Origin of the sequence: Mycobacterium sp. M23085 (assembly GCF_045343915.1) — a bacterium.
In the GTDB taxonomy this organism is placed as follows: Bacteria; Actinomycetota; Actinomycetes; order Mycobacteriales; family Mycobacteriaceae; genus Mycobacterium.
This window is the reverse complement of the sequence record NZ_CP174280.1, coordinates 1,421,777-1,444,644: the sequence shown is the minus strand read 5'-3', so window position 1 is coordinate 1,444,644 and position 22,868 is coordinate 1,421,777. Positions and strand designations below refer to the sequence as shown.

Sequence of the window (22,868 nt, the reverse complement as noted above, 5' to 3'; positions counted from 1 at the left end):
GGCCAAGCTGCGTCAACGACACGACTCGTATAGTCGACCGGGAGTCGGGGTTTTAACAGGAGGACAAGTGGCAGGTCGACCACTGCAATGCTTCGAAGTCGTCGGTACCGAACAGCTCACACGCCACATGGTGCGGATAGTGCTCGGAAGCAAGGACTTTGACGCCTTCGTGCCCAGCAAGTTTACCGACTCCTACGTCAAGCTGGTATTCATCGCCGACGACGTGGACGTGGCCGGCTTGCCCGGGCCGCTGACGCTCGACAGCTTCGCCGACCTACCCCCGGAGAAAAAGCCATCGGTGCGCACTCTCACCGTCCGCCACGTCGACGTCGAGAAACGCCGCATCACGCTGGACGTCGTCGTGCACGGCGAGCACGGCATCGCGGGCCAATGGGCAGCCACGGCCCAGCCCGGCCAGCCGATCTACCTGATGGGCCCCGGCGGCGCCTACACACCCGACCCCGCCGCCGACTGGCACTTGCTGGCCGGCGACGAGTCGGCGCTGCCGGCCATCGCCGCGGCGCTGGAAGCGCTGCCCCCCAGCGCGGTCGGCAAAGCGTTCATCGAGGTTGGGGGCCAGGAGGACGAAATCCCGTTGACCGCACCCGAAGGCGTTGAGGTGCACTGGGTCTACCGGGGCGGGCGTGCCGACCTGGTGCCCGAGGATCGCGCCGGCGACCACGCGCCGCTGATCGAGGCCGTCACCAGCACCCCCTGGCTGCCCGGGCAGGTGCACGTCTTCATCCACGGCGAGGCCCAGGCCGTCATGCACAATCTGCGCCCCTACATCCGCAAGGAGCGGGGCGTGGACGCCAAATGGGCGTCGTCGATCTCGGGGTACTGGCGCCGCGGCCGCACCGAAGAGACGTTCCGGCAATGGAAGAAAGAACTGGCGCAGGCCGAGTCGGCGAACTCGTCAGCCTGACGGCCGCCTGGCATTGTCTTTCCCATGGCATTCGGCGACTACCAGAACGAGATCTACTTCAAGGGCCTGGCCGGGGTGGCGCCCGCGCTGCCGATGGCCTTCGCGGAGCTGGAGGCCCGCGCCGAGCGGGCCATGTCGCCGTCGGTGTGGTCCTACGTCACCGGTGGCGCCGGCGACGAACGCACGCAGCGGGCCAACCGGGAGGCGTTCGATCGCTGGGGCCTGATACCGCGGATGTTCGTCGGTGCCGCCGCGCGCGACCTGTCGGTGGAGATGTTCGGCCTGACCCTGCCGTCGCCGGTGTTCATGGCCCCGATCGGCGTCATCGGCATCTGCGCCCAGGACGGCCACGGCGACCTGGCCACCGCTCGCGCGGCCGCGGCCACCGGGGTGCCGATGGTGGTGTCCACCCTGACCGCGGACCCCATGGAAGACGTCGCCGCGCAATTCGGTGACACCCCCGGCTTCTTTCAGCTCTACACGCCGAAGGATCGTGACCTGGCCGCCAGCCTGGTGCAGCGGGCCGAAGCCGCCGGCTTCAAGGGCATCATCGTCACCCTGGACACCTGGATACCCGGGTGGCGCCCGCGCGACCTCAGCACGGCCAACTTTCCGCAGCTGCGGGGGCTCTGCCTGAGCAACTACACCAGCGATCCGGTCTTCCGGGCCGCCCTGCAACGCCCGCCGGAAGAGGACCCGCAAGGCACCGTGCTGCAGTGGGTCACGACCTTCGGGAACCCCCTGACGTGGGACGACCTGCCCTGGTTGCGGTCGCTGACCGACCTGCCGCTGATCATCAAGGGCATCTGCCACCCCGACGACGCCCGGCGCGCCAGGGACGGCGGCGTCGACGGCATCTACTGCTCCACCCACGGCGGCCGCCAGGCCAACGGCGGCCTGCCCGCCCTCGCGTGCCTGCCCGGCGTCGTCGAGGCGGCCGACGGGCTGCCGGTGCTGTTCGATTCCGGGGTCCGCAGCGGCGCCGACGTCGTCAAAGCGCTCGCGCTGGGCGCCACGGCCGTGGGCATCGGCCGACCGTACGCCTACGGTCTGGCGCTCGGCGGCGCCGACGGCATCGTGCACGTGCTGCGCTCGATCCTGGCCGAAGCCGACCTCATCATGGCCGTCGACGGCTATCCCACGCTCAAAGATCTCACCCCGGACACGCTTCGGCGCGTCGACTAGAGCGCCCCGGTCCGCGCCTGCGACCGTGGGGGAGTGCAGGCGATCCTCGACGAGTTCGACGAATACCTGGACCTGCAGTGCGGCCGGTCGGCGCACACCCGGCGCGCCTACCTCGGTGATCTGCGCTCGCTGTTCGCCTTCCTCGCGGACCGCGGCACCGACCTGGACGGATTGACCCTGCCCCTGCTGCGCTCCTGGCTGTCCACCGCGGCCGCGGCCGGCGTCGCCCGCACGACGCTGGCCCGGCGCACCTCGGCGGTCAAGGCCTTCACCGCCTGGGCCGCGCGGCGCGGCCTGCTCACCGCGGACCCGGCCGCGCGGCTGCAGGTCCCCAAGGCGCACCGCACGCTGCCCGCGGTGCTGCGCCAGGATCAGGCGCTCGACGCCATGGCCGCCGCCAAATCCGGTGCGCAGCAAGGTGATCCGCTGGCGCTGCGGGACCGGCTGATCGTCGAGATGTTATATGCCACCGGGATCCGGGTCAGCGAGCTGTGCGGCCTGGACATCGACGACGTCGACACCCACCATCGGCTGTTGCGCGTGCTCGGTAAAGGCAACAAGCAGCGCAGCGTGCCATTCGGCAGGCCCGCCGCCGAGGCGCTCGACGCGTGGCTCGCCGACGGGCGCCCGGCCCTGGCGAACGCCGAATCCGGCCCGGCGCTGCTACTGGGCGCGCGGGGCCGCCGGCTCGACGTTCGGCAGGCGCGCACCGTGGTGCACCAGACCGTCGCCGCGGTGAACGGCGCGCCGGACATGGGGCCGCACGGCCTGCGGCACAGCGCGGCCACGCACCTGCTCGAAGGCGGGGCCGACCTGCGCGTCGTCCAGGAGCTGCTGGGCCATTCCAGCCTGGCCACCACGCAGCTCTATACGCATGTCGCGGTGTCGCGGTTGCGCGCGGTGCACGATCAAGCCCACCCGAGGGCCTGACCGTCCGCTCAACGGTTCAGCGGTTTGAGCCGTACCGGCGTGGATTTCAGCAGCCCCAGCGGATCGACGTACCGCGCGCCCGACGCAGGACCCCACATCGCACCCCAGTGCAGACACGCCGCGACCGGGCACCCGGCATGCCCGGGCATCAGCTCGCCGATCGCAGTCGCGGCCGTCACCGACTGGCCGACCCGCACGGCCGCCCGGACCGGCTCATAACTGGTGTGCAACCCGCCGGGATGGGTCAGCGACACCACCGGCCGTCCGGCCAGCAGCCCGGCGAACACCACGGTCCCGCCGCCCCCGGCGTACACCGGCTGACCGGCCGCACCGGCCAGGTCCACGCCGCGGTGTCCGGGCTTCCAGTCCGGAGCCGGGGCGTCGAAGGCCCGGGTGACGGCCGGAGGCGGGCGCAGCGGCCACTCCAGGCGATCCTCGGCGGCAACCGCCGGCACCGCACCGACCAAGCCCGCGCACAATACGAGCGCTCTGCACCGCACCCAGGCAGTTCAGCGCGGCGCCGCCGTCCGGACCACCCGGGCGCGCCGCGGTTGTGGACCGGCGGCCCGGTTGGGGAAGCGCGGCAAAACCACCTGCTGAGTCGGTGTAAACTGCTGGTCGCAGCTCGTTCGCGGGCTGACTTCGCGCGTCTGCATCGCGTCTCTGGTTCCACTAGGAGAACGCAATCGCATGCCGGGCGGTCCCGACCGGGGGTTTTCCCGGCCGGGTCCGGCATCGCAGCAGCCGCCAGGGCCCGGCCTCAACCCGATGCCAGGCGACAACCGACACAAGTAAGGCATAACCATGGCCGTCGTAACCATGAAACAGCTGCTGGACAGCGGCGCCCACTTCGGGCACCAGACCCGTCGCTGGAACCCCAAGATGAAGCGGTTCATCTTCACCGACCGCAACGGCATCTACATCATCGACCTGCAGCAGACGCTGACCTTCATCGACCAGGCGTACGAGTTCGTCAAGGAGACCGTCGCCCACGGGGGCAGCGTGCTGTTCGTCGGCACCAAGAAGCAGGCGCAGGAGTCCGTCGCCGCCGAGGCGACCCGCGTCGGCATGCCGTACGTCAACCAGCGCTGGCTGGGCGGCATGCTCACCAACTTCTCCACCGTGCACAAGCGGCTGCAGCGCCTCAAGGAGCTCGAGGCGATGGAGCAGACCGGTGGCTTCGAGGGCCGCACCAAGAAGGAAATCTTGATGCTGACCCGGGAGAAGAACAAGCTGGAACGCAGCCTCGGCGGTATCCGCGACATGGCCAAGGTGCCGTCGGCCATCTGGGTCGTCGACACCAACAAGGAGCACATCGCCGTCGGCGAGGCCCGCAAGCTCGGTATCCCGGTCATCGCGATCCTGGACACCAACTGCGACCCCGACGAGGTCGACTACCCGATCCCGGGCAACGACGACGCGATTCGTTCGGCCGCGTTGCTGACCAAGGTGATCGCCTCGGCCGTCGCCGAGGGCCTGCAGGCCCGCGCCGGAGTCGGCCGCGGCGACGGCAAGCCCGAGGCGGGGGATTCACTGGCCGCCGAGCCGCTCGCCGAATGGGAGCAGGAGCTGCTGGCCTCCGCTACCACCACCGCCCCCACCGACGCCGCTGCGGGCACCCCAGAACCAACACCCACGGAAGGCTGAAATGGCGAACTTCACCGCTGCCGATGTCAAGCGGCTTCGGGAGCTCACCGGTGCCGGCATGCTCGACTGCAAGAACGCGCTGGCCGAAAACGACGGCGACTTCGACAAGGCCGTCGAGGCGCTCCGCATCAAGGGCGCCAAAGATGTCGGCAAGCGTGCCGAGCGTGCGACGGCCGAAGGTCTGGTCGCGGCCCAGGGCGGCGCGCTGATCGAGCTCAACAGCGAGACCGACTTCGTCGCCAAGAACGCGGAGTTCCAGGCGCTGGCCGACCAGATCGTGGCCGCGGCCGTGGCCTCGAAGGCCAAGGACGTCGACGAACTCAAGACCGCCACCGTCGGTGGCAAGACCGTCGAGCAGGCCATCGCGGAGCTGTCGGCCAAGATCGGCGAGAAGTTGGAGCTGCGCCGCGTCGCGAACTTCGACGGCACCGTCGAGACCTATCTGCACCGCCGGGCAGCCGATCTGCCCCCCGCGGTCGGTGTGCTGGTCGAATATCAAGGCTCGGACACCGAGGCGGCGCACGCCGTCGCGCTGCAGATCGCCGCGCTCAAGGCCCGCTACCTGTCCCGCGACGACGTGCCCGAGGACGTGGTGGCCAGCGAGCGCCGCATCGCCGAGGAAACCGCCAAGGCGGAGGGCAAGCCCGAACAGGCCCTGCCCAAGATCGTCGAGGGCCGGCTGAACGGCTTCTTCAAGGACGCGGTGCTGCTCGAGCAGCCGTCGGTGTCCGACAGCAAGAAGACGGTCAAGGCGCTGCTCGACGACGCCGGTGTCACGGTGACGCGGTTCGTGCGCTTCGAGGTGGGTCAGGCCTGACCCAGGCCTGATACCGGTTCCGGTCGCCGTCCGTGTCGCGACAAGCCGGGAAATCTCCCGGTGGCACGGGTGCGCGAGTTAGCGTCAGTGCCATGCGACACGTGCACGCGTTCGGCGACGATGCCCTCGGAGATCTGGACGCGGTCGGCCTGGCCGAAGCCCTGAAATCCGGCCGGGTCGGCAGGGCCGAAGTGATCGAGGCCGCGATCGCCCGCACCGAGGCCGTCGACCCGCTGCTGAACGGGCTCGCGTACGCGGCGTTCGAGCAAGCGCGGGCGACCGCGGCGGAGCCGCCCAGCGGTTACTTCGGTGGCGTCCCGACGTTCATCAAGGACAACGTCGACGTCGCCGGGCAGCCCAGCATGCACGGCACCGATGCGTGGACCAGCTGGAACGCCGCCGCGGACAGCGTGTTCACCCGCCTGTTCCTGGGCACCGGCCTGACCTCGGTGGGCAAGACGCAGTTGTCGGAATTCGGCTTCAGCGCGTCGGCCGAACACCCGCGGCTGGGCCCGGTCCGCAACCCGTGGGACACCGACTACACCGCCGGCGCGTCGTCGTCGGGTTCGGGTGCGTTCGTCGCCGCCGGTGTGGTGCCGATGGCGCACGCCAACGACGGCGGCGGATCGATCCGGATTCCGGCCGCTTGCAACGGGTTGGTCGGACTCAAACCCTCGCGTGGGCGGCTGCCGCTGGACGCGACGCTGCGCCGGATGCCGGTCGGTGTGGTCGTCAACGGGGTGGTGAGCCGATCGGTGCGCGACACCGCGGCCTTCTACCGGGAAGCCGAGCGGATCTGGCGCAACCCCAAGCTGGCGCCGGTCGGCGACATCACCGCGCCCGGACGGCAGCGGTTGCGCATCGCGGTGCTGACCCGCTCGGTGCAGCGCGAGTGCAGTCCCCAGATGCGGGAGCTGACGCTGAAGTCCGCAGGCCTACTCGAGGAGCTGGGGCACCGCGTCGAACACGTCGACGAACCCCCGGTCGCGGCCAGTTTCGTCGACGACTTCGTGATGTATTGGGGATTTCTGGCGCTGGCCCAGGTCCGCGGCGGGCGGCACATGTTCGGCGAGACGTTCGACCGCAGCAAGCTGGACAGCCTGACGCTGGGGCTTCTGCGGCACACCAGCCGCAACCTGCACCGCCTCCCGACGGCGATCGTGCGCCTGCGCCGGGCCCGCAGACGCACCGCGCGGTTCTTCCGTACCTACGACGCGGTGCTCACGCCGACCCTCGCCGACGAGACGCCCCGCATCGGGTTCCTGGCGCCGACCGACTACCGGCAGGTGATCAGCCGGCTGATCGACTGGGTCTCGTTCACCCCACTGCACAACGTCACCGGCGAACCCGCGATCTCGCTGCCGCTGGCCCAGTCCGCGAACGGCATGCCAGTGGGCATGATGCTGTCGGCCGACATGGGGCAGGAGGCGCTGCTGCTGGAACTGGCCTATGAGCTCGAAGAGGCGCGGCCGTGGGCGCGCATCGACACCACCATCTGAGCACAAGCGCTAGTCGGAGCCGAGTTTCTCGAGCATCCTTTTGAATTCGCGCTGCTGAGTCTCGGTGAGCTTGGCCAGGATGCGGGCGTCGGCGCCGCGGACCGCGCCTTCGGCGCGTTTGAGCAGCGCGCGGCCCGTGCCGGTCAGGTTGGCCGGCAGCGCGCGCCCCGAGGACACCGACGACGGGCGCGCCACCGCCCCGACTTCTTCGAGCTTGCGCAGCACCGTGTTCATCGCCTGCGGAGTGACGTTGGTGTGGCGGGACAGTTCGGCGCTCGACATGCCGGGGAACAGCGAAAGTATGCGCAGGCAAACGAATTCGGGCAGGGTCAGCCCCAGCGGACCCAGCGCGGCGGCAACTTCCGGTCGCAGCGCCGCCCCCACCCGATAGAGCAGGTAACCCAGCGGGGCATCGTCGGCCTGAATCATGTCAACGATATTGACATATTCGGCCGCTCCGATGCGCACATTGCTCAGACCGTGATTGTCCGCGGGGCGAACGGGTAACCGAGCGGTTACCCGCAGCGCGGAACACAAGGAGGTTCGATGCCGAAGACGACGAAAGGCGGCGCGGCCAAAAAGAGCGAATTGCCCAGCACGTTGCGGCGTTCCAACGCCAAGGCCCAACGCACGTTCGCCAAGACCCATGACGCGGCCGCCGAGGAGTACGGCAGCGAGGAGCGCGCCCACCGGGTGGCCTACGCCGCCGTCAAGCACAGTTTCGAAAAGGTCGGCGACCACTGGGAGCCCAAGGACGAAAAGGGTCCGTCCGATGAGCGGGCCGAGAGCGGCGGTCCGCGGCCAACCGGCCAATCGGCCGAGGGCGTCGACGCGAACGCCAGCAAAAAACATCTGCTCGAACTGGCCCGCCGCCTCGATATCGCCGGCCGGTCCACCATGAACAAGTCGCAGTTGGTCGACGCGATCAAGAAACACAACCGCCGGGTCCGCGGCCGCTGAGGGCGGCCTAGCGCCGAAACCTCGGTTGACCGCGGCGCTTTCGGCTCACCGTCCCGTCGCGCATTTTCGCGGGAGGGCGTTTAGGTTCCGGGTTACCGGGCACCCCGCCCCCCATGGTTGCGTCTACTACCCCCGGTCAACTTCGTCAGTGCCTCAACGATGTGGACTTCCCGGCGAACAAGGATGAGTTGCTCAGCGCGGCCGAGCGCAACGGCTGCGACGGTGAGACCATGCGTGCCCTGCGCGCGGTCCCGCCGGAAACCTACGCCAACCTCGCTCAGGTTGCCGCGTCGGTCACCATCGCCGACGAACACGATGTGTCGGACCGGGACAAGGCCGCGGCGCGTCGCACCCACACCCAGCCCGGCCGCGCCGAAAGCGCCAAGGACATCCCGACTCAGAGCCCGATCGTCGACGAGTTGGGTGAGAACCGGGGCTCGTGAGCGCGGCAGCGAAACCCGCTGCGGGTGACGACGTCCGCTAGAGGATCGGCCGTCCGCCGGTGACCGCCACCCTGGCCCCGGAGATGTAACTCGCGTCATCGGAGGCCAACAGCACGTAGACCGGAGCGAGTTCGGCGGGTTGGCCGGCGCGCCCCAGCGGCACGTTGTCGCCGAAGGACTCCACGCTGTCCGGCGGCATGGTCGACGGGATCAACGGTGTCCATATCGGTCCGGGTGCCACGCTGTTGACGCGAATCCCCTTGTCGCCCAACAGTTGGGCCAAGCTGGCCGAGAAATTGGCGATCGCCGCCTTCGTCGCCGCATAGGGCGCCAGCTTGGGATTGGGCGTATCGGAATTCACCGATGAGCTGCCGATAATCGACGAACCGGGGCTCATGTGCGGCACGGCCGCCTTCGCGAGGTAGAAGTAGGCACCGACGTTGAGCCGGAAGGTGTACTCCCACTCCTCGTCGCTGATCTCGTCGAGGCTGTCGTGCATCATCTGAAAGGCGGCGTTGTTGACCAGAATGTCCACGCCGCCCAACTCGCGCACCGCCCGGTCGACGACGGCGCGACAGTGCGCCGGGTCGGAGAGATCGCCGGGCACCAGTACGCAGTTGCGCCCGGCATTGGTGACGTAACGGGCGACGTCGCGCGCGTCGTCGTCCTCGTTGAGGTAGGCGATCAGTACGTCGGCGCCTTCCCGCGCGAACGCAATCGCGACCGCGCGTCCGATGCCGCTATCGCCGCCGGTGATGATCGCCTTTTTGCCCAGCAGTTTTCCGGAGCCCTGGTAACTGTTTTCCCCACAGTCGGGAATCGGGTCCATCTGCGCCTGTACGCCGGGGACGGATTGTTGTTGCGGCACAAAGCCCATGCGATTTCCTCTACGGTTTCACGAGTCGCGCGGTACCGGACCGGCCGTCGGGACGTCCGGGTCGTCGTCGGCCGGCGGCTCGGGGTCGCGCCATTCCTCACTCCGGCTGGATCGATTGCCGCGAATCGTGCCTTCCAATTCTTCCTTGAGTGCATCGTCCTCGCGTGCACCATGCTTGGAGTTTCCGCGTTGCACGTGACTGCCCCCTTTTCCGGCTGTCTGGCTTGCCTACCTGGCATGCCGTTCGCCAGGAGAAGGCCTCAGCGCACGGACTACCCCCCGGGACGGGACCTAATCGCTTCGCCGGCTGTGAGTGCTGGTGCGGGTGTTACCCATTGATACAAAGATGCTGTCCGAGAATGAAACACCATTTCCACGGCTAACCGGGCGTTATGGACTTAGATGTTTAAATCAGCGATCGGCTGGCTATTTGCTGGACATATTTGTTTGCCCTTCGGGGGGTAATTGTTCGACAGGAAAGGAATGAACAATGAAGGTCGCCAAGACTGCCATTGCGACAGCCGCCGCTGCCGGGGGGATAGCGGTGGCAACGATTTTCGCGACGCCCGCTACCGCTGCGCCCAACATTCAGGGCTTCGGCACCAGCGAGCAACTGGTAGACGGGCCGTTGATCACCAATTACACCGTGAGCAACCTGCAGCCCAGTAACGTCGCCATTCCCGGCTACACGCCGAAAGGCACGCTGTATCAGGCCGACATCACCGCGAGGTCGGACGGTGGGCTGGTAACCCCTATGGTCAACGACTTCATCGCCCGCGGGCCCAACGGCCAGAACTACCGGGTGATCGACAAGGTTGGGGTTCCTAACGGGCTCAGCCCGGCGCCGATCGCACCCGGCAATGAGTCGACCGGCACGCTGTACTTCGACGTGACCGGCGCGCCGCCGAACGGCGTCGTCTACAACGACGGGATGCAGGACATCCTGATGTGGACGTCCAACGTGCAGGGTGGCTCGGCGCCCGGCGCGCCGAACAGCCCGGCACCGGGTGCCCCGCCCGCGCCGGCGCCGCACACCTAAACCGGTCCTCAAAGTCTCCCCGCGCCGCCCGTGGCGCGGGGAGATTTGCATCTGGGCGAATTGTCGGCGCTCGAATCGGGTATTCGACACCGTATGAGTAACCCGGATCACAGGCCGGCGCAGGTGCGCGCCCAAGCGCAGCGGCACGCCGAAGAAGCCCGCGAGGCAATGGAGGAACGACGCAGCAACCTTGGCGGTGGGCTGAGCGGCTGGGTGGCCGAGCGCGCCGCGCGGTGGGATCTCTCCGGCCAGGACGAGACCACCCTGCAGCGACAGAAATATTTGTGGAATGTGCTGGTGGACTACTGGTTTCGGATGGAGATCGACGGCTGGGAGAACATTCCGGACTCGCCACCGGCGCTCTTGGTGGGGATCCACTCCGGAGCTCCGTTCGTCTGGGATGCGTGGACCGTCGGCCTGCAATGGTGGCGGCGCTTCGGGCAGGATCGCCCCTTGCACGGCACCGCTCACGATGCGTTGATGGCAATTCCTTTGTTCGGGCGGTACTTCCGGTCGATGGGGGTGCTGCCTGCCGCCCCGGACGCGATCGCCACCGCGCTGGCGGAAGGGCGTGACGTGGCGCTGTGGCCCGGTGGGGAAGTGGACTCGCTGCGCCCGTGGACCGAACGCGATCGGGCCAACCTGGCGGGACGGACCGGCTTCGTGAAGATGGCGATTCGTGCCGGCGTGCCGATCGTGCCCATCGCCACCGTGGGCGGCGCCGACGCGATGCCGGTGCTGATCCGCGGCGACCGGCTGTCGAAAGCCTTGCGGTTGGATCGCATTCTGCGGCTCAAGGTGTTTCCGCTGGCCGTTTCGTTGCCGTGGGGGATCGCGCCGGCGGCGCTTCCGCAGCTTCCCCTGCCGGCCAAGATCAGGACCCGGTTCATGCCCCCGGTGGAACTCGACAACGATCCCGCGCGGGCGGAGGACGAGCAATACATAGACCGCAAATATCACGAGGTGCAAGACGCCATTCAGGAAGGAATGGATGCGCTGGCGCGCAAGCGGGCGTTCCCGTTCTTTGGCTGATCGCCGGAAGTGTCCGAGCCAAAAATGTTAGGACGTTGACGCTTTCGGGTTCAGCCGATCCACACCGGGGGCGGTGGTCGACGACCAGATCGGCGTCAGCGCCGAATCGGCCGCCACCCATTCCGGCTGTGGGGGTGTGGCGGCCCGGTAGCCGACACCGCGGACGGTGTCGACCAGAAATTGGTGCCGGGGGCCGAGCTTCGCGCGTAACCGCCGAATGTGGACGTCGACGGTACGCACCTTGTCGGTGCAGTCGTGGTCCCAGGCCTCCTGCATCAGCCGTGTCCGGGTGAATGCCCGACCCGCATGCTGCACAAGGAAGTTCAGCAACTTGAACTCGGTCAGCGTCAGGCCCAGGTCGTTGCCGTTTAGCGAGGCGGTGAAACTGTCCGGGCGCAGCTGCAGGTCGCCGAACCTCAGGGTGCCGTCGACCGCACTGCGCCGGCGTCCGACCGCCAGGCGCAGCCGGGCGTACAACTCGTCGGCGCCAGTGCCGGGCAGCATCACCTCGTCGAAATTGCAGTCGACGTCCACGGCCGCGCAGTCGGCCGGTGCCACCAGGGCGATCACGGCGGTGCCGGGGCTGTCGGTGGTCAGCCGATGGCTGACGGCCTGGGCCACCGCCATATTGCTGCGGGCATCGATGATCGCGATGTCGGCCGTGGCGCAATGGCCGTCGGTGTCTGCCGTGAGGGTGACCCGGCGCATCGGCTGCGCGAATGCGGCCAGGTCCGGTAGTGCCGCCTCGAAATCGTCCTCATCGGTGAGTACCACCACGTCCAACGACATCTCCAACCCCTAGTGACGTCCCGGCTTCCCCCCCGGTCCGTAGGCACCTCTGCGGAGATGTCTTACAGCGCTACGCCTGGATACCCGCCCGGCTCAAAACTATGCAGCGTCACGCCGCCCACCAGCCGACTCTGCCTGGAGAACAACGAGGGGCCCAGCCCGTTTCCGGACCAGGCCCCTCGCTTACCACTTGTTACTGGTTCGCCTTCTGGCGCTCCTCCGCCGCCTCGGCGCCGCCGCGCGCGGCTTCCGCTTCGGCTTCCTTCTTGGCCGCATCGCGCTGCGCTTCGGCCTTGTCTTGCTGCGCCTGGCCTTCGCGAGTGAGGTCATCGCGGCCGGCCACGGCGCCCACGGCCTCCTTGGCCTTGCCCTTGACGTCCTCGACGACGCCCTTCACGGCCTCGGCAGGTCCCGACTTGTTTTCTTCGCCCATGGAAGTGTTCCTCCTCGTTGACGTACTTTCAGCGATCCACGCTCAACGGTGAGCGCGAGCGATCCGCCCGGTCATACGGCGAGGCTGGCCCTCGTTGCTCAAGACCGCATAATTCTGCCGCGTTGATGCGGGTTCCCAAGCCAACCGTGGCTCAAACGCGACCCCGAGATTGCCGACGGCAGTAGACCGATTCCGGTACCGATGGACTCGAAAATTGGTCTGGTGCGCCAACTACGCGCATAATGCACCCGCCGACGCCGCATTGTGCTGCGATGAGGCAGGATGTGAAATGCCGTTCCGGATGGAGATCGTCCGGGATGGCACTCTCATGCGAGGAGTCTGATGACGGAGTCCAGGGAGCCCCAAGTCGCCGGCTCGGCGGCTCCGAGGCCGGAGCCGACAACCACCGGCAACGGCGTCGCCGGCCAGCCGCTGGGCCGGGCCAGGTATTCGCGAGTGCTGCTCAAGCTTGGCGGCGAGATGTTCGGCGGCGGCCAGGTCGGCCTGGACCCCGATGTCGTGGCGCGGGTGGCCCGACAGATCGCCGAAGTGGTGCGCGACGGTGTCCAGGTCGCCGTCGTGATCGGTGGTGGCAACTTCTTCCGGGGCGCGCAGCTTCAGCAGCGCGGCATGGAACGCACCCGTTCGGACTACATGGGCATGTTGGGCACGGTCATGAACAGCCTTGCGCTGCAAGACTTTCTGGAGAAGGAAGGCATCGTGACCCGGGTCCAGACGGCCATCACGATGGGCCAGGTCGCCGAGCCCTACCTGCCGTTGCGCGCCGTACGCCACCTGGAAAAGGGGCGCGTGGTGATCTTCGGGGCCGGCATGGGTTTGCCGTACTTCTCCACCGACACCACCGCCGCGCAGCGCGCCCTGGAGATCGGCGCCGAGGTGGTCTTGATGGCCAAGGCCGTCGACGGCGTCTTCGACGCGGATCCGCGGCAGCATCCCGATGCCGAATTGATCACCGCGATCAGCCATCGGGAGGTCATCGACCGCGGTCTACGAGTGGCCGATGCCACCGCGTTCAGCCTGTGCATGGACAATGGCATGCCGATCCTGGTGTTCAACCTGCTGACCAATGGCAATATCGCCCGAGCGGTCGCTGGTGAGAAAATCGGGACTCTGGTCACCACCTGAGGGGGAAACGCGATGACTTGCGCGTGCGAGGATGCGCAGCGCAGCGATGTGGAGGAGCGGCGCACATGATTGACGAGGCTCTCTTCGACGCGGAAGAGAAGATGGAGAAGGCCGTAGCGGTCGCCCGCGACGACTTGTCGACCATCCGGACCGGCCGCGCCAACCCGGGCATGTTTTCCCGGATCGTGATCGACTACTACGGCGCGGCGACGCCCATCACCCAACTGGCCAGCATCAACGTGCCCGAGGCGCGCCTGGTGGTCATCAAGCCCTACGAGGCCAGCCAGGTGGGGCCGATCGAAACGGCGATCCGCAACTCCGACCTCGGCGTCAACCCCACCAACGACGGGACTCTGATCCGGGTGGCGGTGCCGCAGCTCACCGAGGAACGGCGCCGCGAACTGGTCAAGCAGGCCAAGGGCAAGGGAGAGGACGCCAAGGTCTCGGTGCGCAACATCCGCCGCAAGGCGATGGAGGAACTGCACCGCATCCGCAAGGACGGCGAGGCGGGCGAGGACGAGGTCGGCCGGGCCGAAAAGGACCTGGACAAGACCACCCACCAGTACATCACCCAGATCGAAGAGCTGGTCAAGCACAAAGAAGGCGAACTGCTGGAGGTCTAGCGACCGCTCAGCAGCTAAGTTCATCCAGGCCAGTGGCTATCCCAGAACCCGGCGCAGGCGACCCGTCCGACAACCCGGCACGTGCCGCCAAGGAAAGGATCGGGCAGCCGGCGAAGAAGACGTCCCGGGCCGGGCGTGACCTGCGCGCCGCCATCGCGGTCGGGGCCGGGATCGGCGGCGTTCTGATCGTGACGCTGGTGTTCGCGCCCCGCTTCTGGGTCCCGATCGTCGCCCTCGCCATCGTGGTGGCCACCCACGAGGTGGTGCGGCGGCTGCGGGAAGCCGGTTACGTCATCCCCGTCATCCCGCTGCTGGCCGGCGGCCAGCTCACCGTCTGGCTGACCTGGCCGTTCCACGCCGCGGGCGCCCTGGCCGGCTTCGGCGTCACCGTGGTGGTCTGCAACGTGTGGCGGCTGTTCATGCAGGACAACAGCAAACGGCCCGAGCCGTTCGCCGGCTCGCCGTCGGCGAACTATCTCCGGGACGCCTCGGCCACCGTGTTCCTGGCCGCCTGGGTGCCGCTGTTCGCGTCCTTCGGCGTGTTGCTGGTCTACCCGAACGACGGGGCGGGACGGGTGTTCTGCCTGATGATCACCGTCGTCGCCTCCGACACCGGCGGCTATGCCGTGGGGGCGCTGTTCGGCAAGCACCCGATGGTCCCGGCGATCAGTCCCAAGAAGTCTTGGGAGGGATTCGCCGGTTCTCTGGTGTTCGGGATCACTGCGGCGACCCTGACGGCGACCTTGTTGGCTCACAAACCGTGGTGGATCGGCGCGTTGCTGGGTGTCGTCCTGGTGCTGACCTGCACGCTCGGCGATCTGGTGGAATCCCAGATTAAGCGCGATCTCGGCATCAAGGACATGGGCCGGCTGCTGCCCGGTCACGGTGGTCTGATGGATCGGCTCGATGGCGTCCTGCCGTCGGCGGTCGCGGCTTGGACGCTGCTGACACTCGTTCCCTAGGCATGCCTGGACGTGACCGATACTGGACAGGTCATGGTTCAACAATTGGTGTTCTCCGAGCCGCGGCGCGGCAAGCCGCCGCGGCACCTGGCCGACCTCGATGAGGACGGCCGCGCCTTGGCCGTCGCGGAGCTGGGCCTGCCCGGGTTTCGCGCCAAGCAACTGGCGCATCAGTACTACGGCAGGCTGATCGCCGACCCGCGGCAGATGACCGACCTTCCGGCGGGCCTGCGGGACGCCATTGCCGAGACGATGTTCCCGATCCTGCTCACCGCGGCCTCCGAGGTGACCTGCGATGCGGGTCAGACCCGAAAGACGTTGTGGCGCGCCCTCGATGGGGTCACCGTGGAGTCGGTGCTGATGCGTTATCCGCAACGCAACACCGTGTGCATCTCGTCGCAGGCGGGCTGCGGCATGGCCTGTCCGTTCTGTGCGACGGGCCAGGGCGGGCTGACCCGCAACCTGTCGACGGCCGAGATCCTCGAGCAGGTCCGCGCCGGCGCCGCGGCCCTGCGCGACGACTTCGGGGACCGGCTGTCCAACGTGGTGTTCATGGGGATGGGGGAGCCGCTGGCCAACTACGCGCGGGTGGTGGCCGCGGTGCGGCGCATCATCGCCCCGCCGCCTCAGGGTTTCGGCATCTCCGCCCGCTCGGTGACCGTGTCGACGGTGGGCTTGGCGCCGGCCATCCGCAAACTCGCCGACGAACGGCTCGGGGTGACGCTGGCGCTATCGCTGCACGCACCCGACGACGAGCTGCGCGACACCCTGGTACCGGTCAACAACCGGTGGAAGATCAGCGAGGCGCTCGACGCCGCACGCTATTACGCCGGCGTCACCGGACGGCGGGTGTCGGTGGAGTACGCGTTGATCCGCGATGTCAACGACCAGCCTTGGCGCGCAGACCTTTTGGGGCAGCGGCTGCATCGTGCGCTCGGCCCGCTGGTGCACGTGAACCTGATTCCGCTCAACCCGACCCCGGGAAGTGAGTGGGACGCCAGCCCCAAGGCGGTCGAGCGGGAGTTCGTCCGGCGGGTCCGCGGCAAGGGGGTTTCCTGCACGGTGCGCGATACCCGCGGCCGTGAGATCAGCGCCGCTTGTGGACAGCTGGCCGCCGAAGGCGGGTAGCTGGGATGAACCGCCGGGTCGGCCGATACGTCTTCAGGGCATAACGCCGGCAAACGGGGGTGCGCCATGATTCGCCTGTTCTCTCCGCCCAGGTTGTTTGTCGCGGCCCTTTGCGCCGCCGCACTGATCTTCGTGCTGGGCGGTGCCCCACGCGCGCTGGCCGCCGACGAGCGGCTGCAATTCACCGGGACGACGCTGCGCGGGGCGCCGTTCAACGGCGCCGATTTGCAGGGCAAGCCCGCGGTGCTGTGGTTCTGGGCCCCCTTCTGCCCGTTCTGCAACGCCGAAGCCCCCGGCGTCAGCCAGGTGGCGGCCGCCCACCCCGGTGTCACCTTCGTCGGCGTCGCCGGACACTCGGACGTCGTCTCGGAGCAGAACTTCGTTTCCAAATACGGGCTCAACTTCACCAACCTCAACGACGCCGACGGATCGATCTGGGCCCGCTACAACGTCCCGTGGCAGCCCGCCTACGTGTTCTACCGCGCCGATGGCAGCTCGACGTTCGTCAACAACCCGACCTCTGCGATGTCACAGCAGGAGCTTTCCGACCGGGTGTCCGCCCTGAGGTCCTGACTCGGTGGACCAGGGTTTGGTCGGTCTGGCCTTCGCTGCCGGACTGGTGGCCGCACTGAACCCGTGTGGGTTCGCCATGCTGCCCGCCTACCTGCTGCTGGTGGTGCGCGGCCAGCGTTCGGCCGCGACGTCCGGCGCCGCCGCCGCCGGGCGGGCGCTGGCGGCCACCTTCGGGATGGCGCTGGGCTTCCTGACAGTGTTCGGCCTGTTCGGCGCGCTGACGATCTCGGCGGCCACCACCGTGCAGCGGTACCTGCCATACGCCACCGTCACCGTCGGCGTGGTGCTGGTCGTGCTCGGGGTGTGGCTGCTGTCGGGACGGGCGCTGTCGGCCCTGACCCCGCGGCCGGTGGGGCCGCGCTGGGCTCCGACCGCACGGCTGGGCTCGATGTACGGGTACGGCGTCAGCTACGCGATCGCCTCGCTGTCGTGCACCGTCGGGCCGTTTCTGGCGGTCACCGCCGCCGGCCTGCGCGGGGGGTCAATCATGTCCGGCGCGGCGATCTACCTCGCCTACAGCGCGGGGCTGACCCTGGTGGTCGGTGTGCTCGCCGTTGCCGCCGCGACGGCGAGCTCGGCGATGGTGGACCGGGTGCGCCGGATGCTGCCGTTCGTCAACCGGATCGGCGGCGCGCTACTGGTGCTGGTCGGGCTGTACGTGGCCTATTACGGCGGCTACGAGGTGCGCCTGTTCGGCGCGAACGGCAATCCGCGGGACGCGGTGATCACCGCGGCCGGGCGGCTGCAGGGCGCGCTGGCCGGCTGGGTGCATCAGCACGGGATATGGCCGTGGGCGATCGCGGTGCTCGCGTTGGCGGTCGTGGTGATCGGCGGCGCCTGGCGTCGCCGGGCGCGGCGCTAGGGCCACACCGGGGTGGCGGCTACCGGATCCAGCCGCGGCGGCGGCCCCACAGGTCGCGGATCAGGAAGACGAGGATCAGCGCCGCGAATCCGATCAAATACCAGTTCTCGATGTGGCCGACGTGGTTGCCGCGCAGCATCGCCAGCAGGAAACCGAAACCGATCAGGCCGACGATGTGCCAGGTCCGGTGGTTGATCCTGCTCCAACCCCACGCTGCCGACGGCACTTCGGCGGTGTCGACGCCGCTGAAGTGTTCCACCTCGGTACTGGCCACGGCGAATCCCCTTCGGATCGGATTGGCTTGTCGAACACAAATTCTGGCACACCACCCACCGGGCCTGCGGGCACGGCCCGGGAGATGGCCGCCGCCGGTGCCGGGCGGCACAATGAATGGGTGACCAACCCGACGACGGACGGGCAAACGGGGGACCGGCTGCGCGTGCTGGTGCTGGGCAGCACCGGTTCCATCGGCACCCAGGCGCTGGACGTCATCGCCGCCAACCCGGACCGCTTCGAGGTGGTCGGGCTCGCCGCCGCCGGCGCCAACCTGGACACGCTGCTGCGCCAGCGCGCCGAGACCGGTGTGACCAACATCGCGGTCGCCGACGAACGCGCGGCGCAACGGGCCGGCGACATTCCCTTTTCCGGGCCCGAAGCGGCTACCCGGTTGGTCGAAGAGACCGAGGCCGACGTCGTGCTCAATGCGCTGGTGGGGGCATTGGGCCTGCGGCCCACGCTGGCCGCGCTGGAGTCCGGTGCCCGGCTGGCGCTGGCCAACAAGGAATCGCTGATCGCCGGCGGCCCGCTGGTGCTCAAGGCCGCCCAGCCGGGACAGATCGTGCCGGTCGACTCCGAACACTCCGCGCTGGCGCAGTGCCTGCGCGGCGGCACCCCCGACGAGGTCGCCAAGCTGGTGCTGACCGCCTCGGGCGGGCCGTTCCGCGGCTGGACGGCCGCCCAGCTCGAGGACGTCACGCCGGAGCAGGCGGGCGCCCACCCGACGTGGTCAATGGGCCCGATGAACACGCTGAACTCGGCCTCGCTGGTCAACAAGGGGCTGGAGCTCATCGAGACGCACCTGCTGTTCGGCATCCCATACGACCGCATCGAGGTGGTCGTGCACCCGCAGTCGATCGTTCATTCGATGGTCACGTTCGTGGACGGCTCGACCCTCGCGCAGGCCAGCCCCCCGGACATGAAGCTGCCGATCTCGCTGGCGCTGGGCTGGCCGCAGCGCGTCCCCGGCGCGGCCGCTAGCTGCGACTTCAGCACGGCGTCTAGCTGGGAATTCGAGCCGCTGGACGATGACGTCTTCCCCGCGGTCGAGCTGGCCCGGCACGCCGGGCGGACCGGAGGCTGCATGACCGCGGTCTACAACGCGGCCAACGAGGAGGCGGCGGAGGCCTTCCTCGCGGGGCGGATCGGGTTCCCCGCGATTGTCAAAACCATCGCCGACGTGCTGCACGCCGCCGACCAATGGGCGCCCAAATTCGGCGAAGTACCCGCTAACGTGGATGAGGTACTCGATGCGCAGCGCTGGGCACGTGACCGGGCGCAGCGTGCCGTCGCGCAAGCCCAGCCCGCCAAGGTCTCAGCAAAAGCCTCCGGAATGGTGTGAGAAAGGTCCTGCAGCCCAGATGATGTTCGTTGTCGGCATTGTGCTGTTCGCACTGGCCATCCTGATCTCGGTGGCCCTGCACGAGTGCGGACACATGTGGGTCGCCCGCGCGACCGGCATGAAGGTGCGGCGCTACTTCGTCGGCTTCGGCCCCACGCTGTGGTCGACCCGGCGCGGTGAGACCGAGTACGGCCTCAAAGCGGTTCCGCTGGGCGGCTTCTGCGACATCGCCGGCATGACCTCGGTGGAGGAGTTGGCTCCCGACGAGACCGACCGCGCCATGTTCAAGCAGAAGGTCTGGAAGCGGGTGGCGGTGCTGTTCGCCGGCCCCGCCGCGAACTTCGTCATCTGCCTGGTGCTGCTCTACGGCATCGCGCTGATCTGGGGGCTGCCCGACCTGCACCCGCCGACCCGCGCTGTGGTGGGCGAAACCGCTTGTGTGGCACCGGAAATCGCGCCCGGCAAGATCGCGGACTGCACCGGGCCCGGTCCGGCGGCGCTCGCCGGGATCCGCCCCGGCGACGTCATCGTCAAGGTGGGTGACACCCCGGTGTCGACCTTCGACGAGATGGCCGCCGCCATCCGCAAGGTGCACGGCAACGTCCCGATCGTCGCCGAGCGCAACGGCGCCACGATCACCACCCACGTCGACGTCACCACCACCCAGCGCTACCTGGGCTCCGGGACCAACGGGCAGGGCGGCCCGCAGCAGCCCTCGACGGTCGGCGCCATCGGCGTCGGCGCTGTCAAGGTTGCGCCCACGCATTACGGGGTGTTCACGGCGATCCCGGCCACCGTCGCCTTCGCCGGTGACCTCACCGGCGAGGTGGGCAAGGCGCTCGTCGCGATCCCGACGAAGGTCGGTGCGCTGGTGCACGCCATCGGCGGTGGGCAGCGCGACCCGCAGACCCCGATGAGCGTCGTCGGGGCCAGCATCATCGGCGGCGACACCGTCGACCACGGGTTGTGGGTGGCGTTCTGGTTCTTCCTGGCCCAGCTGAACCTCATCCTGGGCGCGATCAACCTGGTGCCGCTGCTGCCCTTTGACGGCGGCCACATCGCCATCGCGGTGTTCGAGAAGATCCGCAACCTGGTCCGGTCGGCCCGTGGCATGGTCGCGGCTGCGCCGGTGAACTACCTCAAACTCATGCCCGCGACGTACGTCGTGCTGGTGTTCGTGGTCGGCTACATGCTGTTGACCGTGACCGCCGATCTGGTCAACCCGATCAGGCTTTTCCAATAACCAACCGAAGGAATTCGAACAGTGACCATTGGCCTGGGCATGCCGCAAAGTCCGGCGCCCACGCTTGCTCCCCGGCGTACCACGCGCCAATTGATGGTCCGCGACGTCGGGGTGGGCAGCGACTATCCGATTTCGGTGCAGTCGATGTGCACCACCAAGACGCATGACGTCAACACGACGCTGCAGCAGATCGCCGAGTTGACCGCGGCCGGCTGCGACATCGTCCGAGTGGCCTGCCCGCGCCAGGAGGACGCCGACGCGCTGGCCGAGATCGCCCGGCACAGCCAGATCCCGGTCATCGCCGACATCCACTTCCAGCCCAAGTACATTTTCGCCGCCATCGACGCCGGGTGCGCCGCGGTGCGGGTAAACCCCGGCAACATCAAGGAATTCGACGGCCGGGTGGGTGAGGTGGCCAAGGCCGCCGGCGCGGCCGGCATCCCGATCCGCATCGGCGTCAACGCCGGCTCGCTGGACAAGCGGTTCATGGAGAAGTACGGCAAGGCCACGCCCGAGGCGCTGGTCGAGTCCGCGCTGTGGGAGGCCTCGCTGTTCGAAGAGCACGGCTTCGGCAACATCAAGATCAGCGTCAAGCACAACGACCCGGTGGTGATGGTCGCCGCCTACGCGCAGCTGGCCGAGCAATGCGATTACCCGCTGCACCTGGGTGTCACCGAGGCCGGCCCGGCCTTCCAGGGCACCATCAAGTCCGCAGTCGCGTTCGGCGCGCTGCTGTCCCGCGGCATCGGCGACACCATCCGGGTGTCGCTGTCGGCGCCGCCGGTGGAGGAAGTCAAGGTCGGCATTCAGATTCTCGAATCGCTGAATTTACGGCCGCGCGGGCTCGAGATCGTGTCGTGCCCGTCGTGCGGTCGTGCCCAGGTCGACGTCTACACGCTGGCCAACGCGGTCAGCGCCGGGCTGGACGGTCTGGACGTGCCGCTGCGCGTGGCCGTGATGGGCTGCGTCGTCAACGGCCCGGGGGAGGCCCGCGAGGCCGACCTCGGCGTCGCGTCGGGAAATGGCAAGGGGCAGATCTTCGTTCGCGGCGAGGTCATCAAAACGGTGCCCGAAGCGCAAATCGTCGAGACGTTGATCGAAGAGGCGATGCGGATCGCCTCCGAGATGAACAGCGGTGACGGGCCGACGGCAACATCCAGCGGTTCACCTGTTGTCACCGTAAGCTGATAAAGGCCAGCGTCGGTCGAAGAGTTCGCAGCACAGAGAGTTCGCCACATGTCGGCTCCGCCCCTGTTCCGCCTTGTCGGTGAGCGACGGGTGTCCGTGGTGCGCGACGCGGCCGCGGTCTGGCGGGTGCTCGACGACGATCCCGTCGCGTCGTGCATGGTCGCGGCGAGGGTGGCCGACCACGGCATCGACCCCAATGCGATCGGCGGCGAACTGTGGACGCTGCGCGGCGCCGACGAATCGCTGTGCTTCGCCGGCGCCAACCTGATTCCGCTACGTGGCGCGCCGGCCGACCTGAGCGCGTTCGCCGACGAGGCCATGCGCGGGACGCGGCGCTGCTCGTCGCTGGTTGGTAGGGCCGACTTGGTGATGCCGATGTGGGACCGGCTCGAGGCGGCCTGGGGCCCGGCCCGTGACGTGCGCGACCATCAGCCGCTGCTGGCGTTGTCCAACCACCCCGACTGTGATCTCGATCCCGGTGTGCGGCAGGTCCGGCCCGAGGAGCTGGACGCCTACCTGGTGGCCGCCGTGGACATGTTCATCGGCGAAGTCGGCGTCGACCCGAGGCTCGGCGACGGCGGCCGCGGCTACCGGCGGCGGGTGGCGAGCCTGATCGCGGCCGGGCGCGCCTGGGCGCGGTTCGAGCACGGCCAGGTCGTGTTCAAGGCCGAGGTGGGTTCGCAGTCCCCAGGGGTGGGTCAGATCCAGGGGGTCTGGGTGCACCCGGAGTGGCGCGGGCTGGGCCTGGGTACCGCAGGCACCGCGACGGTCGCCGCGGTGATCGTCGGCACCGGGCGCACCGCCAGCCTGTACGTCAACGACTTCAACACCGTGGCGCGCGCCGCCTACGCCCGCGTGGGGTTCACCGAGATCGGGACCTTCGCGACCGTGCTGCTCGACTGAGCGGCGACCGGCCGGCCGCCTGCCGTCCGAACGACCGGCCGGCCGC

At 68.5% G+C, this 22,868-nt stretch carries 26 protein-coding genes and 1 pseudogene; 20 read left to right on the top strand and 7 right to left on the bottom strand.

Translation table 11 applies throughout. From position 1 onward, the window contains the following. Positions 1-67 precede the first annotated feature (67 nt). From ACIUM1_RS06380 to ACIUM1_RS06370, 3 genes are read left to right on the top strand one after another with little or no spacing between them, the layout of a single operon-like run. Entirely contained in the window at positions 68-925 is an 858-nt protein-coding gene (locus ACIUM1_RS06380; RefSeq protein WP_406816392.1) for a siderophore-interacting protein, read from the top strand. 24 nt (positions 926-949) lie between these two features. Beyond that, on the top strand, positions 950-2,110 hold the full coding sequence (locus ACIUM1_RS06375; protein WP_406816391.1) for an alpha-hydroxy-acid oxidizing protein: 1,161 nt from the start codon (positions 950-952) through the stop codon (positions 2,108-2,110). A gap of 33 nt (positions 2,111-2,143) precedes the next feature. Beyond that, positions 2,144-3,040, top strand: a complete 897-nt coding sequence (locus tag ACIUM1_RS06370; protein ID WP_406816390.1) for a tyrosine recombinase XerC — start codon at positions 2,144-2,146, stop codon at positions 3,038-3,040. Positions 3,041-3,054: 14 nt separating this feature from the next. Here the strand turns inward: ACIUM1_RS06370 and ACIUM1_RS06365 are convergent. Further along, a pseudogene (locus ACIUM1_RS06365) lies at positions 3,055-3,525 on the bottom strand (M23 family metallopeptidase); the annotation flags it as partial. Positions 3,526-3,844: 319 nt separating this feature from the next. Here ACIUM1_RS06365 and rpsB point away from each other — a divergent pair. From rpsB to ACIUM1_RS06350, 3 genes are all read left to right on the top strand, one after another. Further along, positions 3,845-4,687 (top strand): 30S ribosomal protein S2, encoded by an 843-nt coding sequence (gene rpsB / locus ACIUM1_RS06360; RefSeq protein WP_406816389.1) that lies wholly within the window; start codon positions 3,845-3,847, stop codon positions 4,685-4,687. 1 nt (position 4,688) lies between these two features. Next, positions 4,689-5,504, top strand: coding sequence for a translation elongation factor Ts (gene tsf, locus ACIUM1_RS06355; RefSeq protein ID WP_406816388.1), 816 nt, complete (start codon positions 4,689-4,691; stop codon positions 5,502-5,504). A gap of 92 nt (positions 5,505-5,596) precedes the next feature. Then, entirely contained in the window at positions 5,597-7,003 is a 1,407-nt protein-coding gene (locus tag ACIUM1_RS06350; RefSeq protein WP_406816387.1) for an amidase, read from the top strand. A 9-nt stretch (positions 7,004-7,012) separates the two neighbouring features. Here ACIUM1_RS06350 and ACIUM1_RS06345 read toward each other — a convergent pair whose 3' ends face one another. Further along, positions 7,013-7,432: a MarR family winged helix-turn-helix transcriptional regulator gene (locus ACIUM1_RS06345; protein WP_406817557.1), complete on the bottom strand. Its 420-nt coding sequence runs from the start codon at positions 7,430-7,432 to the stop codon at positions 7,013-7,015. Between the two features lie 117 nt (positions 7,433-7,549). On the opposite strand from ACIUM1_RS06345, the gene ACIUM1_RS06340 reads away from it, so the two are divergent. Both ACIUM1_RS06340 and ACIUM1_RS06335 read left to right on the top strand, forming a co-directional pair. Continuing rightward, positions 7,550-7,963 (top strand): ChaB family protein, encoded by a 414-nt coding sequence (locus ACIUM1_RS06340; RefSeq protein WP_406816386.1) that lies wholly within the window; start codon positions 7,550-7,552, stop codon positions 7,961-7,963. Positions 7,964-8,124: 161 nt separating this feature from the next. Beyond that, complete coding sequence (locus ACIUM1_RS06335; RefSeq protein WP_406816385.1) at positions 8,125-8,406, top strand: DUF2795 domain-containing protein; 282 nt, start codon at positions 8,125-8,127, stop codon at positions 8,404-8,406. A gap of 37 nt (positions 8,407-8,443) precedes the next feature. Here ACIUM1_RS06335 and ACIUM1_RS06330 read toward each other — a convergent pair whose 3' ends face one another. Together ACIUM1_RS06330 and ACIUM1_RS06325 are read right to left on the bottom strand one after the other, a co-directional pair. Continuing rightward, positions 8,444-9,283 (bottom strand): SDR family oxidoreductase, encoded by an 840-nt coding sequence (locus ACIUM1_RS06330; protein WP_406816384.1) that lies wholly within the window; start codon positions 9,281-9,283, stop codon positions 8,444-8,446. Between the two features lie 18 nt (positions 9,284-9,301). Next, positions 9,302-9,478, bottom strand: coding sequence for a hypothetical protein (locus ACIUM1_RS06325; RefSeq protein ID WP_406816383.1), 177 nt, complete (start codon positions 9,476-9,478; stop codon positions 9,302-9,304). A 295-nt stretch (positions 9,479-9,773) separates the two neighbouring features. Between ACIUM1_RS06325 and ACIUM1_RS06320 the strand changes: the two genes are divergently transcribed. After that, entirely contained in the window at positions 9,774-10,322 is a 549-nt protein-coding gene (locus ACIUM1_RS06320; protein ID WP_406816382.1) for an MPT63 family protein, read from the top strand. 93 nt (positions 10,323-10,415) lie between these two features. Continuing rightward, positions 10,416-11,354, top strand: a complete 939-nt coding sequence (locus ACIUM1_RS06315) for a lysophospholipid acyltransferase family protein (protein ID WP_406816381.1) — start codon at positions 10,416-10,418, stop codon at positions 11,352-11,354. A 27-nt stretch (positions 11,355-11,381) separates the two neighbouring features. Here the strand turns inward: ACIUM1_RS06315 and ACIUM1_RS06310 are convergent, their stop codons facing one another. Beyond that, a complete protein-coding gene (locus tag ACIUM1_RS06310; RefSeq protein WP_406816380.1) occupies positions 11,382-12,143 on the bottom strand; it encodes a winged helix-turn-helix domain-containing protein in 762 nt (253 codons plus the stop codon). A 193-nt stretch (positions 12,144-12,336) separates the two neighbouring features. Next, positions 12,337-12,576, bottom strand: coding sequence for a CsbD family protein (locus tag ACIUM1_RS06305; protein WP_406816379.1), 240 nt, complete (start codon positions 12,574-12,576; stop codon positions 12,337-12,339). A gap of 342 nt (positions 12,577-12,918) precedes the next feature. Between ACIUM1_RS06305 and pyrH the strand changes: the two genes are divergently transcribed. The 6 genes from pyrH (at position 12,919) to ACIUM1_RS06275 (ending at position 17,870) form a co-directional block, all read left to right on the top strand. After that, positions 12,919-13,722 carry a UMP kinase gene (gene pyrH / locus ACIUM1_RS06300; protein ID WP_406816378.1) on the top strand — a complete coding sequence of 268 codons (804 nt, stop codon included), beginning with the start codon at positions 12,919-12,921 and terminating at the stop codon, positions 13,720-13,722. Positions 13,723-13,787: 65 nt separating this feature from the next. Continuing rightward, entirely contained in the window at positions 13,788-14,345 is a 558-nt protein-coding gene (gene frr, locus ACIUM1_RS06295) for a ribosome recycling factor (protein ID WP_406816377.1), read from the top strand. Between the two features lie 32 nt (positions 14,346-14,377). Beyond that, positions 14,378-15,307: a phosphatidate cytidylyltransferase gene (locus ACIUM1_RS06290; protein ID WP_406816376.1), complete on the top strand. Its 930-nt coding sequence runs from the start codon at positions 14,378-14,380 to the stop codon at positions 15,305-15,307. Positions 15,308-15,340: 33 nt separating this feature from the next. Continuing rightward, on the top strand, positions 15,341-16,435 hold the full coding sequence (gene rlmN, locus ACIUM1_RS06285; protein WP_406816375.1) for a 23S rRNA (adenine(2503)-C(2))-methyltransferase RlmN: 1,095 nt from the start codon (positions 15,341-15,343) through the stop codon (positions 16,433-16,435). A 66-nt stretch (positions 16,436-16,501) separates the two neighbouring features. Continuing rightward, the gene (locus ACIUM1_RS06280) at positions 16,502-17,008 is read left to right on the top strand and encodes a protein disulfide oxidoreductase (protein ID WP_406816374.1); all 507 of its coding nucleotides are present in this window, start codon (positions 16,502-16,504) and stop codon (positions 17,006-17,008) included. A 4-nt stretch (positions 17,009-17,012) separates the two neighbouring features. Further along, entirely contained in the window at positions 17,013-17,870 is an 858-nt protein-coding gene (locus ACIUM1_RS06275; RefSeq protein WP_406816373.1) for a cytochrome c biogenesis CcdA family protein, read from the top strand. Between the two features lie 19 nt (positions 17,871-17,889). Here the strand turns inward: ACIUM1_RS06275 and ACIUM1_RS06270 are convergent, their stop codons facing one another. Further along, positions 17,890-18,144 (bottom strand): DUF2631 domain-containing protein, encoded by a 255-nt coding sequence (locus tag ACIUM1_RS06270; RefSeq protein ID WP_406816372.1) that lies wholly within the window; start codon positions 18,142-18,144, stop codon positions 17,890-17,892. 120 nt (positions 18,145-18,264) lie between these two features. On the opposite strand from ACIUM1_RS06270, the gene dxr reads away from it, so the two are divergent. From dxr to ACIUM1_RS06250, 4 genes are read left to right on the top strand one after another with little or no spacing between them, the layout of a single operon-like run. After that, positions 18,265-19,488 (top strand): 1-deoxy-D-xylulose-5-phosphate reductoisomerase, encoded by a 1,224-nt coding sequence (gene dxr, locus ACIUM1_RS06265; RefSeq protein WP_406816371.1) that lies wholly within the window; start codon positions 18,265-18,267, stop codon positions 19,486-19,488. 19 nt (positions 19,489-19,507) lie between these two features. Continuing rightward, entirely contained in the window at positions 19,508-20,731 is a 1,224-nt protein-coding gene (locus ACIUM1_RS06260; protein WP_406816370.1) for a M50 family metallopeptidase, read from the top strand. A gap of 21 nt (positions 20,732-20,752) precedes the next feature. Then, the gene (gene ispG / locus ACIUM1_RS06255; protein WP_406816369.1) at positions 20,753-21,919 is read left to right on the top strand and encodes a flavodoxin-dependent (E)-4-hydroxy-3-methylbut-2-enyl-diphosphate synthase; all 1,167 of its coding nucleotides are present in this window, start codon (positions 20,753-20,755) and stop codon (positions 21,917-21,919) included. Between the two features lie 48 nt (positions 21,920-21,967). Beyond that, a complete protein-coding gene (locus ACIUM1_RS06250) occupies positions 21,968-22,822 on the top strand; it encodes a GNAT family N-acetyltransferase (RefSeq protein ID WP_406816368.1) in 855 nt (284 codons plus the stop codon). Positions 22,823-22,868: the final 46 nt, after the last annotated feature.